This window comes from Kitasatospora sp. NPDC001540 (assembly GCF_042894345.1).
In the GTDB taxonomy this organism is placed as follows: domain Bacteria; phylum Actinomycetota; class Actinomycetes; order Streptomycetales; family Streptomycetaceae; genus Kitasatospora; species Kitasatospora phosalacinea_C.
Map to the genome: position 1 here is coordinate 203,489 of NZ_JBIAVO010000002.1, position 12,936 is coordinate 216,424.

14 protein-coding genes are annotated in these 12,936 nt (G+C 74.2%); 4 read left to right on the forward strand and 10 right to left on the reverse strand.

Annotation, left to right across the window (positions count from 1 at the left end; all coding sequences use genetic code 11):
* The first annotated feature begins 256 nt into the window (after positions 1–256).
* The 4 genes from ACFY00_RS03860 to ACFY00_RS03875 all read left to right on the forward strand — a co-directional run bounded on the left by ACFY00_RS03860 (position 257) and on the right by ACFY00_RS03875 (position 3,808).
* Positions 257–1,429: an acyl-CoA dehydrogenase family protein gene (locus ACFY00_RS03860; RefSeq protein WP_388026841.1), complete on the forward strand. Its 1,173-nt coding sequence runs from the start codon at positions 257–259 to the stop codon at positions 1,427–1,429.
* Between the two features lie 48 nt (positions 1,430–1,477).
* The gene (locus ACFY00_RS03865; RefSeq protein WP_388026844.1) at positions 1,478–1,837 is read left to right on the forward strand and encodes a hypothetical protein; all 360 of its coding nucleotides are present in this window, start codon (positions 1,478–1,480) and stop codon (positions 1,835–1,837) included.
* Positions 1,838–1,996: 159 nt separating this feature from the next.
* Positions 1,997–2,449, forward strand: a complete 453-nt coding sequence (locus tag ACFY00_RS03870; RefSeq protein WP_388026846.1) for a hypothetical protein — start codon at positions 1,997–1,999, stop codon at positions 2,447–2,449.
* Between the two features lie 78 nt (positions 2,450–2,527).
* Complete coding sequence (locus ACFY00_RS03875) at positions 2,528–3,808, forward strand: multidrug effflux MFS transporter (RefSeq protein ID WP_388026848.1); 1,281 nt, start codon at positions 2,528–2,530, stop codon at positions 3,806–3,808.
* A 4-nt stretch (positions 3,809–3,812) separates the two neighbouring features.
* Here ACFY00_RS03875 and ACFY00_RS03880 read toward each other — a convergent pair whose 3' ends face one another.
* From ACFY00_RS03880 to ACFY00_RS03925, 10 genes are all read right to left on the reverse strand, one after another.
* Positions 3,813–4,709: a hypothetical protein gene (locus ACFY00_RS03880; protein ID WP_388026849.1), complete on the reverse strand. Its 897-nt coding sequence runs from the start codon at positions 4,707–4,709 to the stop codon at positions 3,813–3,815.
* A 253-nt stretch (positions 4,710–4,962) separates the two neighbouring features.
* Positions 4,963–7,008, reverse strand: coding sequence for a glycosyl hydrolase family 18 protein (locus ACFY00_RS03885; protein WP_388026852.1), 2,046 nt, complete (start codon positions 7,006–7,008; stop codon positions 4,963–4,965).
* Between the two features lie 330 nt (positions 7,009–7,338).
* Positions 7,339–8,277, reverse strand: a complete 939-nt coding sequence (locus ACFY00_RS03890; RefSeq protein ID WP_388026854.1) for an ABC transporter substrate-binding protein — start codon at positions 8,275–8,277, stop codon at positions 7,339–7,341.
* Complete coding sequence (locus ACFY00_RS03895; RefSeq protein WP_388026856.1) at positions 8,274–9,050, reverse strand: ABC transporter permease; 777 nt, start codon at positions 9,048–9,050, stop codon at positions 8,274–8,276. The genes ACFY00_RS03890 and ACFY00_RS03895 overlap by 4 nt, the downstream gene beginning before the upstream one ends.
* Positions 9,026–9,688, reverse strand: a complete 663-nt coding sequence (locus tag ACFY00_RS03900; protein ID WP_388026859.1) for an ABC transporter permease — start codon at positions 9,686–9,688, stop codon at positions 9,026–9,028. The genes ACFY00_RS03895 and ACFY00_RS03900 overlap by 25 nt, the downstream gene beginning before the upstream one ends.
* The gene (locus tag ACFY00_RS03905) at positions 9,675–10,757 is read right to left on the reverse strand and encodes an ABC transporter ATP-binding protein (RefSeq protein WP_388026862.1); all 1,083 of its coding nucleotides are present in this window, start codon (positions 10,755–10,757) and stop codon (positions 9,675–9,677) included. The genes ACFY00_RS03900 and ACFY00_RS03905 overlap by 14 nt, the downstream gene beginning before the upstream one ends.
* A 145-nt stretch (positions 10,758–10,902) precedes the next feature.
* Positions 10,903–11,301, reverse strand: coding sequence for a rhodanese-like domain-containing protein (locus ACFY00_RS03910; RefSeq protein WP_388026863.1), 399 nt, complete (start codon positions 11,299–11,301; stop codon positions 10,903–10,905).
* Entirely contained in the window at positions 11,295–11,807 is a 513-nt protein-coding gene (locus tag ACFY00_RS03915) for a cysteine dioxygenase (RefSeq protein WP_388026866.1), read from the reverse strand. Before ACFY00_RS03915 ends, ACFY00_RS03910 begins: the two co-directional genes overlap by 7 nt.
* 444 nt (positions 11,808–12,251) lie before the next feature.
* The gene (locus ACFY00_RS03920) at positions 12,252–12,461 is read right to left on the reverse strand and encodes a hypothetical protein (RefSeq protein ID WP_388026868.1); all 210 of its coding nucleotides are present in this window, start codon (positions 12,459–12,461) and stop codon (positions 12,252–12,254) included.
* Positions 12,458–12,844, reverse strand: coding sequence for a hypothetical protein (locus ACFY00_RS03925; RefSeq protein WP_388026871.1), 387 nt, complete (start codon positions 12,842–12,844; stop codon positions 12,458–12,460). Before ACFY00_RS03925 ends, ACFY00_RS03920 begins: the two co-directional genes overlap by 4 nt.
* Positions 12,845–12,936: the final 92 nt, after the last annotated feature.

A 12,936-nucleotide genomic window follows, 5' to 3' on the forward strand; every position in this document is an offset into this window, starting at 1 on the left:
TGCTCGGTCCGCCACTGCTGCTCCTGCTGCCCGTGGCCCCGCTGCCGCTGCTCCTGCTGCCCGTGTTCCTGCTGTCCGTCCGCCATGGTCGGTACACCTCCTGGACCGGTCAGCCTTCCACGGGCCCCCGGCATTCCCGGCGCGCCGCGGCCGTGTGTCGGCGGACCCGGCCGCCGTGGCGCCCTTGACCACGCGGCCTACCGACCGGTAAGGACGGCGGTGGCACACCCGCTCGCACCCTCCGAGGAGCCCACCCATGGCCACCGCCCCCGACCCGCTCGACCTGCTCGGCGTCGACGACCTGCTCACCGAGGACGAGCGACTGGTCCGCGACAGCGTCCGCGCCTTCACCGACCGGCACGTCCGGCCGCACCTCGCCGAGTGGTACGGGCGGGGCACCTTCCCGGTGCGCGAACTCGCCCCGGAGCTCGGAAAGTTGGGCGTCCTCGGGATGCACCTGGAGGGCTACGGCTGCACCGGGTCGACCGCCACCGAGTACGGGGTCGCGTGCATGGAGCTGGAGGCCGCCGACTCCGGGCTGCGCAGCTTCGTCTCGGTGCAGGGCTCGCTGGCGATGCGCTCGATCCACGCCTTCGGCTCCGAGGAGCAGAAGCGGCAGTGGCTGCCGGAGCTGGCCGCCGGACGGGCCGTCGGCTGCTTCGGCCTGACCGAGCCGGAGGCGGGCTCCGACCCGGCGTCGATGCGGACCCGGGCCCGGCGCGACGGCTCCGACTGGGTGCTGGACGGCGCCAAGATGTGGATCACCAACGGCTCGGTCTCCGACGTCGCGGTGGTCTGGGCGGGCACCGAGGAGGGCGTGCGCGGCTTCCTCGTCCCGCGCGGCACCCCCGGGTTCACCGCCCGCGACATCCCCGGCAAGCTCTCCCTGCGCGCCTCCGTCACCAGCGAACTCGCCTTCGACGGCGTCCGGTTGCCCGCCGACGCGGTGCTGCCGCAGGCCTGCGGCCTGCGCGCCCCGCTGTCCTCGCTCGGCGAGGCCCGCTACGGCATCCTGTGGGGCACCGTCGGCGCCGCCCGCGACTGCTACCGGGCCGCCGTCGAGTACGCCCGGGACCGCGTCCAGTTCGGCCGCCCGATCGGCGGCTTCCAGCTCACCCAGGCCAAACTCGTCGACATGGCCCTGGAGTTGGAGAAGGCCTACCTGGTCGCCGTGCGGATCGGCCGCCTCAAGGACGAGGGCCGCGCCCAGCCCGCCCACATCTCCTTCGGCAAGCTCAACAACGTCCGCACCGCCCTGGAGATCGCCCGCACCGCTCGCACGATCCTCGGCGCCAACGGCATCACCACCGCCTACCCCGTCCTGCGGCACGCCAACAACCTGGAGTCGGTGCTCACCTACGAGGGCACCGCCGAGATCCACACCCTGGTCCTGGGCGAGGCCATCACCGGCGAATCCGCCTACCGCTGACGGAAATTCGCTGGTCGCGGGGGCGGCCGGGCGGCCAGGATGGGCGGCATGACGACGCAGCAGCAGGCCGGGACAACCACCCTCTGGCGGCCCACCGGGCCCGAGGAGCTGGCGCTGGTCGAGGCCTCCGGCTGGCGGGCCTGGCCGCCCCGGCTGCCCGAGCAGCCGATCTTCTACCCGGTGCTGAACGAGGACTACGCGATCCGGATCGCCCGGGACTGGAACGTGCCCGCCTCCGGGGTGGGGTACGTCACCAGGTTCGAGGTGGAGACGGAGTTCCTGAAGCGCTACCCGGTGCGCCGGGCCGGGGGCGAGACGATCCTCGAACTGTGGGTTCCCGCCGAGGAGTTGGACGAGTTCAACCGGCACCTGGTGGGGGAGATCCAGGTGGTGCGCGAGTACCGCTGAGTCCGTCCGGGTGGGAGCGGGGGGTCCGTCGGAAGTCGGGGGTCGAGGGAGCGGGCTCCGACTTCCGGCGGACCCCGGTCGGTACCTGGTGCGCATGGATCGCGGGGGCGGGCGCGCGCAGCATGGAGGGGACGGGAACGGCGCGAAGGGGTGTGGGGCGTGAAGGGCGGACGGGTGGCGACGGTGGTGCTGGGGGCGGTGGCCGCCGTGGTGCTGGTGGTGATGGTGGCACCCGCGGCGCTCCAGCGGATGCAGGACCGGATGGACCACACCGTCCGCTACCCGAGCGGGGCCGCCGCCAAGGCCGACCGGGACGGCCACGCGCCGGGCTGGCTGCCGGACTCCGCGACCGGGGTGGCGCTGCTGGGCTCCGACCGGCAGGGCGACCGGCTGATCCGGGCCACCCTGCCGGAGCGGGCGCTGCCCGAGGGCTGCACCGCGGGCCGCCCGCTCGGGGACGTCCACCTGCGGGCGCCCTGGTTCCCGAGCGACGCCCCGCAGCGGGCCACCGCGCACTGCGGCCTGTACGACGTCGCCCTGGTCGGCGACCAGCTGTACGGCTGGCAGGACGCCGCGGTGGTCGCGGCGGCCCGCACGGCACCGCCCCGGTAGCCGGAATCCGGCTTTCCCGCGGGCGGGCGGATGGGATAGGACGGTGCGCGTACCCCGCCGTCCTCCCGAGGAGTCCCATTGCCAGGCCCGACCGTCGGATCCGACGGCGACCAGACCCTGCCCCTGCGGCCGCAGGAGGTGGCCGCGGAGACCCCGCAGCCCGCCGCCCCCTTCGCCACCGCCCCCTTCGCCCCCGCGACCGTGATCACCCTGGGCAGCCTGGTCGCGCTCGGGCCGCTCACCACCGACCTGTACCTGCCCGCCCTGCCCGACCTGACCGCGGACCTGCACTCCACCGCACCCGCCGCCCAGCTCACCCTGACCGGCTCGCTGATCGGCATGGTGATCGGCCAGCTGCTGTTCGGCCCGCTCAGCGACCGCCTCGGCCGCCGCCGCCCGATGCTGGCCGGGCTCGTCGCGTACACCGTCGCCAGCGCGCTGTGCGCGTTCGCCGGTTCGATGCCGGTGCTGGTCGCGGGCCGACTGCTGCAGGGCGTCGCGGGCTCCGCCGCGCTGGTGATCGCCCGGGCGGTGGTCCGCGACCGGCTGGAGGGCACCGCGATGATCCGGTTCATGGCCACCATGGGCCTGATATCCGGGCTCGCCCCGATCGTCGCCCCGCTGGCCGGGGCCCAACTGCTGCGCGTCACCGACTGGCGCGGCACCTTCGTCGCGCTGGTCGTGCTCGGCGTCGCGCTGACCGCCGCCTGCGCGTTCGGCGTCCGCGAGACGCTGCCGCCCGAGCGGCGGCACGGCGGCGGGCTGGGCACCACCGTCCGGGCGATCGGCGGGCTGCTGCGCGACCGGGTCTTCCTCGGCTACCTGCTGACCAGCACCTTCGCGTTCGGCGCGCTGTTCGCGTACGTCGGCGGCTCCTCGGTGGTGCTGCAGGACGTGTACCGGATCAGCTCGCAGACCTACAGCCTGGTGTTCGCGGTCAACTCGGTCGCGCTGCTGGCCGCCACCCAGCTCAACGGCCGGGTCCTGGTGCAGCGGTACTCCGAGCGGACGCTGCTGGTCTCCGGCCTGACCGTCGCCGCGCTGGCCGGTGCCTCGGTGGTGCTGTGCACCACCGTCTGGGACACCGGCCTGGCCGGGGTGTGGCCCGCGCTGACGCTGCTGATGGCCTCGATGGGCGTGATCCTGCCGAGCGCCAACGGCCAGGCGCTGACCATGGCCCCGCACGCCGCGGGCTCCGCGTCCGCGCTGCTGGGCACCGGCACCTTCCTGTGCGGCGCGGTGGTCGCCCCGCTCAGCAGCCTGGGCGGGCACCCGTCCGCGACGGTGCTCGGCGCGGTGGTGCTGGGCTGCGCGCTGCTGGCGCTGGCCTCGTTCCTGTCGCTGTGCCGCAAGGGCTGAGCGCTCAGCGCCTGCCGCGGGCCAGCAGCTGGTCCCGGGCGGTGGCCGCGAAGGACGGGCCGGCCGCGGTGGCGGTGGCGTCCGCCGCGGTGCCGCCCGGGTTCACGGTGCCGGAGACGGTCAGGTAGACGTACCGGCCGATCGAGGCGTGGGTGCTCTGGCAGCTGGCGCTGGTGCAGTACGAGGTGTGCCCGCCGGGCACCAGGCCCTGCACCTGGCCGGTGAAGGCCGCGATCACCGCGTCCGCCTGGGCCTTGCTGTCCAGCACCGCGATGCCGACGGTGACGGCGCTGTTGCCCGAGGTGTACGTCACCCGGATCAGCGAGCGGCAGCCCTGGGCCGCCAGCACGTTGCCGAGGCCGCCGGTGGTGGCCTGGTAGCAGGTGGCGGTCTGGGCGTCGGCCAGCCTGGTCCAGGTCTTGCCGTTGACCTGCAGCGTCGCGGCGGGCAGCACCCCGGCGGGGGTGAGCGGGGCGGTGTCGGTGGCCGCCGAGGAGATCACCGTCAGCGGGTCGGGCGGCCCGGCCGGGGAGACGGGGGCGGAGGAGGGCGCCTTGCCCGGGCCCTTGCTCGCGCCGCGCGAGGGGGAGGGCGAGGCCGGGCCGGACGCGGACGCCGAGGGGGAGGCCGAGGGGGAGGAGGAGTCGGAGGGCAGCGCGCTCGGGGACGGGTCGCCGCCGGTGTCGGGCTGCTGCGAGGCGGCCGAGGTGGCCTCGACCACGACCGTCGGGTCGGCCTTCGGCTCACCGGGCGAGGAGGTGGCGGCCGCGACCGCGGTGATCCCGCCGACCGCGACGACGGCGGCCAGCACGCCGCCCGCGGCCTTCATCCGCTTGCGCCGGGACCGCTCCCGCTGGTGCTGGTCGGCGAGGGCGGCCCAGTCCGGTTCGTCGAACTGCACCTGCCCTGCCGGAGAAGGCTGTTGGGGCGGCATCGGCCCGCCCCCGTTCGTTCCCCACCCGTTGGTCATGGTCGCTGATCCTAGAGCACCGGTAGAACACCGGTCCGAACGGGACGGACCCGGACGGGGCGGGCCCGGGCGGTGGCGGACCCGGACGAGAAGGACCCGAACGGGGCGGGCCCGGGCGGTGGCGGGGAGCCACCGTCCGGGCCCGGTCCGGGAGCCGTGCGGCCCCCTGCGGGTCGAGCCGGGGTCAGGCGATCGAGAAGTCGTCGCCGTAGACCGCGCCCTGGCCGTACCAGCCGTGCAGGTACACCGTGACGGTGCCGTTGGCGCCGGTGGTGAACGGGACGGTCAGCTTCGTCCAGGAGGAGCCGTTCGCCCAGGAGGAGGCGGTGGCGCCGCCGCTGACGCCGACGTACGAGTACGGGCCCTGGACCCAGGCGGTCAGGGTGTACGCGTGGTTCGGGGCCAGGGTGACGGTCTGCTCGCACTGGCCGGTGGTGCTCGCGGTCGGGACGGCCTTCAGGGCCTTGGAGCCGCCGTGCACCGGGGAGGTGACGACCGCGCCGCCGCTCTGGCAGGTCCACGGGGCGAGGTTGCCGCTCTCCAGGTCGCCGTTGCCCAGGCCGGTGGGCGGGGTGGTGCCGGTGACGGTCAGCGCGTAGGTGGCGGTGTGGGTCCTGCCCGCGCCGGTGCCGGTGACGGTCAGGGTGTAGGTGCCCGGGGCCGCCGCGGCGGTGGTGGACACGTTCAGGGTGGCGGAGCCGCCCGCGGTGACGCTGGAGGCGCTCAGCGCGGCGGTGACGCCCGCCGGGGCGCCGGAGACGGTCAGGTTGACGGTCGCGGCGGTGCCGGAGGTGACCGCGGTGTTCACGGTGCTGGAGGCGGCGGAACCGGCCTGGACGGACCCCGCGGCGGGCGACAGGGAGAGGGAGAAGTCGGAGGCGGTGGTGCCGCCGGTGACGGTCAGGGTGTACGTCGCCGAGTGGGTGCCGCTCGCGCCGGTGCCGGTCACGGTCAGCGGGTAGCTGCCGTTGGCGACGCCCGAGGTGGTGGACACGTTCAGGGTGGCCGAGCCGCCCGCGGTGACGGTCGAGGCGCTCAGCGCGGCGGTGACGCCCGCCGGGGCGCCGGTCACCGACAGGTTGACGCTCTGCGCCGAGCCGGAGGTGACCGCCGTGTTGACCGTCGCGGAGGTGGCGGCGCCGGCCGCGACCGAGCCGGAGGCCGGGCTCAGCGACACCGAGAAGTCGTTGGCCGGGACCGAGGAACTGGTGAACTTCGAGAAGATGCGGCTGAAGTCCCAGGTGCCCTGCGCGATGCCGGAGCAGTCGTCCCGGGCGCCGGTGCCCGCGCAGTTGCCGTTGTCGCGCTGCAGCGCCCAGAAGGACAGCGTGTTGATGCCCTTGGAGACGGCCCAGTTGTAGACCGTGGTGGCGTTGGCGAGGGTGAAGGTCTCGGCGGCGCCGAAGTCGTCGATGCCGACCATCTCGGTGATGCCGATCATGCCCCAGAGCTGGGCCGCGGTCTTCGTCGGGTACAGCTTCGCCAGCTGGTTGTACAGGCCCTGCGCGGAGGTCTGGGTGTCCGCGGCCATGTCGTGCGACTGGTTGTCGTAGTAGTCGAACGTCATCATGTTGACGACGTCGATCCGCGCATTGTTGGTGACCGCGTTCTTCAGCACCGCCAGGCCGCTCGAGGCCAGGCCGCTGGTGGTGGTCGGCAGGGTGTAGCCGAACTGGATGCTGCGGCCGTTGGCGGCGGCCCAGTCCTCGACGATCTTGATCGCCTTGTTGCGGCGGTCGATGCCGGCCGTGTTGGTCAGCGAGTTGTCCTCGATGTCCAGGTCGATCCGGGAGATGTCGTACGTGGTGATGACGTTCTCGAACTGGGCGGCGATCTGGTTGACGTCCGTGCAGGAGTCGGCGATCTCGGTGCCCGTGTTGTCCGCGGTGTAGCCGCCGAAGGACGGGATCACGTCACCGCCGTTGGCGCGGATGGTGTTGATGTCGGCGCCGAAGACGGAGCTGGACACCGGCATCGCGGTGTCGCCGTTCCACAGCGCGGTGCAGGAACCCTTGGTGGCGGCCTGCAGGAACGCCATGGTGAGGTGCTTGGCGCCGGACTGGGCGGCCAGGGTGGCCGGGCTCTCGCCGGTCCAGGCCTCGAAGTACGGGGCGAACACGTGCTGCGGCAGCGGGGTGGCGGCCTGCGCGGGGGCGGAGATCAGCCCCAGCGAGGCGGCCGCCATCGCGCCCGTGGCGAGCAGCGCTTGGAGTGGTCGGTGAAGGCGCATCGAGTCTCCATCAGGCATGGAAGGGTGGCCCGCGTGCCGGTGGTCGGGCACGGGGCAGGGGTCGGCCTGGTACAGGGAGTGCCGGGGTGGTGCGGGGCAGGACAACTCGCCCCGGCCGGTGGTCACACCCCCACGATGCGTTCCGGTCGGGAAGTACAGCGGACTCATGGTTGGTCTGGACCACTACATCTGTCAAGACTCTTTCCAGTTCCCCGGAAGGGCTGCTCCGGAGCTTTACCAACCCTTGGCGACAAGGCCCTTGACGTGCCGTCGGCCCCGCCCCCGAGCTGCTCGGGGCGGGGCCGACGGACGGCGCGCGGCGGGTGCGGATCAGCTCAGACCGGCACTCTTCAGCCAGCTCTTGGCGACCGCCGACGGGTCCTCCTTGTCCACCGCGACCCGCTTCATCAGCGCGGTCAGCCCGGCCGTGTCCAGCTTCGCCGAGACCGCGTTCAGCGCGGCCGTCCCGGCGGCGTCCAGGCCCGCGGTGTTCACCAGCGGGGTGACGTTCTGCGAGCTGAACACGTTCTTCGGGTCGTCCAGCGACACCAGCTTCAGCTGGACGATCTTCGGGTCGGTGGTGAACACGTTGCCGACCTGGATCCCGCCGTCCTTCAGCGCGTTGGCGGTGGTGTCGCCGGTCGGCTTCCACTCCTTGAAGGTCAGCCCGTAGACGTCCTTGAACTGCTGCTCGCGCCGGGTCTTGAACTCCGGCGGGCCGCCGATCACCAGGTCCTGGGCCTTGCCCGCCAGGTCGGCTATCGACTTCACGCCCAGCTTGTCGGCGGTCTCCTGGGTGAGCGTCAGCGAGTCCTTGTCCTCCGCGGCCGCCGAGTCCAGGATCGCCAGCCCCGCCGGGAGCTTCGCCTTCAGCTCGGTGTTCACCGCGTCCTTGCCGGTCGCGGTGGACTTCGCGTCCAGGTAGCCCAGCAGCGCGCCGTTGTACTCCGGCAGCACCGTCAGCGCACCCGACTGCAACTGCCCGTACAGCACCTCGCGGCTGCCGATGTTGAACTTCTCCTCCACCTTCACGCCCTTGGCCTGCAGGGCCTGCGAGTAGATCGAGGCCAGCAGCACGTTCTCCGGGAAGTTCGCCGAGCCGACCACCACGGTCTTCCCGGACGCGCCGCCCGCCGAGGCGGACGTCGACGGCGCCGGGGCGGGCGACTTCGCGGCCAGCGGGTCGCCGCCGCCGGAGGAGGAGCAGGCCGCCGCGCCCGCCACCAGCAGGGCGACGGCGAGGGCGGTACGGACCGGACGGGGCGTCATGGGGCTTCCTTCACGAGTGCGGGTGAGCTTGCGGGATCGGGTGAGGGGACGTCCGCGGCACCGCCGGTGCGGCGGACGCGGGCACGGGGGCCGGAGCGCGCGCCGGGCGGCGCGGCGAGCCGGATGAGCAGGGCGAACAGCAGTTGGACGCCCACCGCCAGCAGCACCACCAGCAGGGCGCCGCCGACCGTGGTCGGGTAGTTGCGGGTGGCCAGCCCGTCGATCACGTACCGGCCCAGGCCGCCGAGGCCGACGTACGCGGCCACCGTCGCGGTCGCGATCACCTGCACCGACGCCGTCCGGACCCCCGCCAGCAGGGTCGGCGCGGCCGCCGGGACGCACACCCGCAGCAGCGTCTGCGGGTGCGTCAGGCCGATGCCGCGTGCCGCGTCCCGGACGTCCGGATCGGTGCCGCGCACCCCCTCGGCCGCCGCCACCAGCATCGGCGGCGCGGCCAGCGCCGTCAGTGGCAGCAGCACCGCCGTGTCGCCGACGCCCGCCAGCAGCACCGCCAGCGTCACCAGGCCCAGCGTCGGCAGGGCGCGCGCGACGCCCGCCACCGCCGTCACCAGGAACAGGCCGCGCCCCGAGTAGCCGATCAGCAGCCCCAGCGGCAGCGCCACCAGCGCGGACAGGCCCAGCGCCTCGGCGGAGAACGCCAGGTGCTCCAGCAGCCGGTGGACGATCGAGTCCGGGCCGGAACGGTGCGCCGGATCGGCGAAGAAGTCGTGCAGCCAGCCCAGCCAGTTCACCGCGCCACCCCCCGCTCCCACGGTGCCAGCACCCGGCGGGCCGCCACCAGCAGCAGGTCGGTGGCCAGCGCCAGCAGCGCCACCAGCACGATCCCGGCCAGGATCGGGGTCGGGAACGTCCGCTGGAAACCGTCCACGAACAGGTAGCCCAGACCGCCCCGGCCGACCAGCGCCCCCACCGCCGCCAGCGAGATCGAGGACACCGCGGCCACCCGCAGCCCCCCGATCAGGTACGGCACGGACGCCGGGAGTTCGACCGCCGCCAGTCGCCGCCACGGCCCGTAGCCCATCGCGGTGGCCGCCTGTCGTACCGGCTCCGGCACCGCCCGCAGCCCGTCCACCGCGGTCGGCAGCAGCACCGCCAGCGCGTAGCAGGTCAGCGGCACCATCACCGTCTGGCGGGTGGCCAGCCCCGTGTACGGGATCAGCACCACGAACACCGCCAGCGAGGGCAGCGCGTACACCACGTTGAACACCGCCGCGAGCGGCTGGTAGAGGCGGGGGAAGCGCGCACAGGCCAGGCCAAGCGGCACCGCGAGCAGCAGCGCCAGCAGCACCGGGACGAGCGCGATCACCGCGTGGTCGGCCGTCAGGTCGGCCAGGTAGCCGAGGTGGTCGCCCAGCCAGTGCCAGCGGACCAGCGGCTCACCGTCCAGCATGCGGCACCTGCCCGGGCGTCGGGGTGCCGGCGCCGGTGCCGGGCGCGGCGGCCAGGGCCTCGACCACGGCGGCGCGGCTCGCGGTGCCGACTGCCCGGCCCTCGGCGTCCACCGCGACGGCGTGGCCGGACGGGGCCAGCAGCGCGGCGTCCAGCGCGGCGCGCAGCGAGTCCCGCGAGGGGGTGAACACCGGGACCGGGTGGCGCTCGGTGCCGCGCACCCAGTGCTCCGGGCGGCCGCCCGGGTCGAGCACCAACTCCCAGCCCTCGTACGGTATTCGGAGGTCGAGGTCGAGATCGGTGAGCGGGACGGAGCCGGCCGGGCGCAGGCCCAGGCCGCGCAGGCCGCGGTCGCGGCCCAGGAAGGCGGCCACGCCCGCGTCCGCCGGAGCGGTCAACAGGGTGTGCGGGTCGGCGAGTTGGGCGATCTCTCCGTGCTCGCGGAGCACCACCACCCGGTCGCCGAGCCGGACCGCCTCCTCGATGTCGTGCGTCACGAACAGCACCGTCTTGCCCAACTCACCCTGCAGCCGCAGCAGTTCCTCCTGCAGCCCGGCGCGCACCAGCGGGTCGACCGCGCTGAACGGCTCGTCCATCAGCAGCACCGGCGGATCGGCGGCCAACGCCCGTGCCACGCCCACCCGTTGCTGCTGGCCCCCGGAGAGCTGGGCCGGGTAGCGGCGGGCGGTCTCCGGCGGCAGGCCGACCAGCTCCAGCAGTTCGGCGGCCCGGGCCCGGGCCCGCTTGCGGTCCCAGCCGAGCAGCCGGGGCACGGTCGCCACGTTGTCGATCACCCGCCGGTGCGGGAACAGCCCCGCCTGCTGGATCACGTACCCGATGCCGCGCCGCAGCTCGGCCGCGGGCAGCGCGGCCACGTCCGTCCCGTCCAGCAGCACTCGCCCGGCGGTCGGCTCCACCATCCGGTTGACCATCCGCAGGATGGTGGTCTTGCCGCAGCCCGACGGCCCCACCAGCACGGTGGTCCGGCCCGCCGGGACCTCCAGGTCCAGGCCGCGGACGGCGACCGTGCCGTCGGGGTGGCGCTTGGCGGCGCCCTCGAATCTGATCACGGAAGGGTCCTCGGAGGGTCGGCCGTCGGGTGGTCGTCGGGTGGTCGGTGGATGGTCGTCGGGTGGTTCGTCGGTCAGTGGTGCGGGTGGTGCGGGTGGTGCGGGTGGTCGTGGGGCGTCGCTTGTCCGGCTTCCCGTGCCGCTCTCACCGCAAACCTTGATCAACCTGACGGGTCGGCAGCCCGGCCGCCGCCCAGGCGACGAAACCGCCGTCCAGGTCCGTGGCCCGGTGCAACCCCAACTCCTGCAGCGAGGCTGCGGCCAGCGAGGACGCGTACCCCTCCGAGCAGACCACGATCCAGCGCACGTCGTGGTCCACCGCCTCCGGGATCCGGTGGCTGCCGGTCGGGTCCAGGCGCCACTCCAGCACGTTGCGCTCGATCACCAGCGCGTCCGGGATCTCCCCCTCGCGGGCCCGCTGCGCCGCCGGACGGATGTCCACCAGCCGTGCCCCGTCGGCGAGTTCGGTCCAGGCCCGGGCCGGGTCCGGCCGGTCCAGGCCCGCCCGGGCCCGCGCCACCAACTGGTCCACCGTGGTCACCACTGCTCCGGTCCTTCCGTCGAGGTCTTCACCAGGCCGCCGGCCCGCAGGTCGTAGTGCGACATCTCGCTCAGCGGCGGCGAGTACGCGTGCAGCGTCACCGCCGGGCCCGGCGCGGTGTTGCGGACGTCGTGCAGGTACTGCGGGCCGAACGCCCGCTCGCTGCCCGCCGACAGGCGGCGCACCGTCAGCCCGTGCTCCGGACCGGCCAGCGCCAGCTCCTCCAACTCGCCCAGCGCCACCGTGAACGCGCCGCGCGAGCCGCCGTGGTCGTGGAAGCCGGTGGACTGCCCCGGCAGCCAGCTGATCAGCCACACCTCGTAGTCCTCGGCCAGCTCCAGGCGCTCGTACCAGCGGTCCTCCGCGGACAGCCGCACCCGGTGCAGCCAGCGCTCGGGCCGTTCGGCCAGGTCGCGGACGATCCGGCGCAGCGCGTTCGGGGAGAGCGGCTGGCGCGCGGGCGGGGCGGGGGCCTCGGTGGCGGGGGTGGCGGCGAGGTCGATGCTCATGGGGTCCTCCGGGGTGCGCCGGGGCGGCGGCCGCCGCCGGGGAGGCGGACCCGGAAGGGTCCGGACCGGGCGGGCGGCGCGCGGACGGCAGAGTGAAAGAAGGGGGGTGCGACGGGGCGGGCGGGGTGCGGGCGGCCCCGGTCAACTCACGGGGCGCACGCGGGATTTCACGCGGAGGGCGTCAACAGCAGGCACACATGTCGCTCGCCTGGCGTCGCAGATCGACGTGCAGGCGGCAGACCAGGAAGGTGCCGGAGTTCATGCCGCCGATGGTTCACGACCCGGCGGCGACCCGTCAAGTTCCGCCACGCCGAGGGTCGCATCGTGGACCCCCGCGTCCCGGCATGCGGACAGGCCGACGGCCCGCGCTCCGGGGAGGGCGCGGGCCGTCGGGGTCCGGGGGCTGCTTCGGCCGCCCCGTCGGTCGTGCTGTCAGGTGTCCTGTCAGTTGTCCTGGCCGGCGTCGGTATCGGCCTGGGCGGCGGCGCTGTCCGCGGCGTCCACCTTCTGCTGCATCTGCTGGACCTGCGCGTCGTCCGCGCCGCCCCCGGAGCCGGACTTGCCGGAGGTCGGGCCGCAGGCCGTCAGCAGGGCGGCGCAGGCCAGCGCCAGGGCCGCCACGGCCGCGCGCGCGGCGGCGGGCCGACGGGTCACTTCCCGGCCGCCGGGGCGTTCTTGGCACACCAGTCGGCCACCGCCGCCAGGTCCGCCTTGCGGGTCTGCAGCGTCGGCAGCAGGCTGCGGCGGAAGGTCAGCCGGTCGTTCAGGTACTTCTCGATCTCGGCGTGCCCCGCCTTGTGGGCGTCGTCCACCCGCTGCTGCAGCCGCGCCACCGATCCGCTGACGGTCGCGTCGCCGTTCAGCCGCTCCAGCGCCTTGTCGATCCGCTCCTGGGTCTTCGGCAGCCGCTTGCAGACCGCCTTCGCCCCGTCCCCCTTCGGCGCCGTCCCGCCCGCCGCCTGCGCGGGCCCCGCAGCCAGGAACGCGCCCGCCAACGCGAGCACCCCGACCGCGGCCGCCGCCCGGTTGATGCGCATGGGTATCCCCTTCCGTCCACTCCGAATCCCGGCCGGTTCCCCCGGCCCGCTCCGACAGTAGGGAGCCTTCTTGTGGAAACCCTGTGGAACGG

Bases quoted from the DNA above. Each gene is read 5' to 3' on its own strand.
- ACFY00_RS03860 (WP_388026841.1), top strand. From the start codon at position 257: ATGGCCACCGCCCCCGACCCGCTCGACCTGCTCGGCGTCGACGACCTG.
- ACFY00_RS03865 (WP_388026844.1), top strand. From the start codon at position 1,478: ATGACGACGCAGCAGCAGGCCGGGACAACCACCCTCTGGCGGCCCACC.
- ACFY00_RS03885 (WP_388026852.1), bottom strand. From the start codon at position 7,008: ATGCGCCTTCACCGACCACTCCAAGCGCTGCTCGCCACGGGCGCGATG.
- ACFY00_RS03890 (WP_388026854.1), bottom strand. From the start codon at position 8,277: ATGACGCCCCGTCCGGTCCGTACCGCCCTCGCCGTCGCCCTGCTGGTG.
- ACFY00_RS03900 (WP_388026859.1), bottom strand. From the start codon at position 9,688: ATGCTGGACGGTGAGCCGCTGGTCCGCTGGCACTGGCTGGGCGACCAC.
- ACFY00_RS03915 (WP_388026866.1), bottom strand. From the start codon at position 11,807: ATGAGCATCGACCTCGCCGCCACCCCCGCCACCGAGGCCCCCGCCCCG.
- ACFY00_RS03925 (WP_388026871.1), bottom strand. From the start codon at position 12,844: ATGCGCATCAACCGGGCGGCGGCCGCGGTCGGGGTGCTCGCGTTGGCG.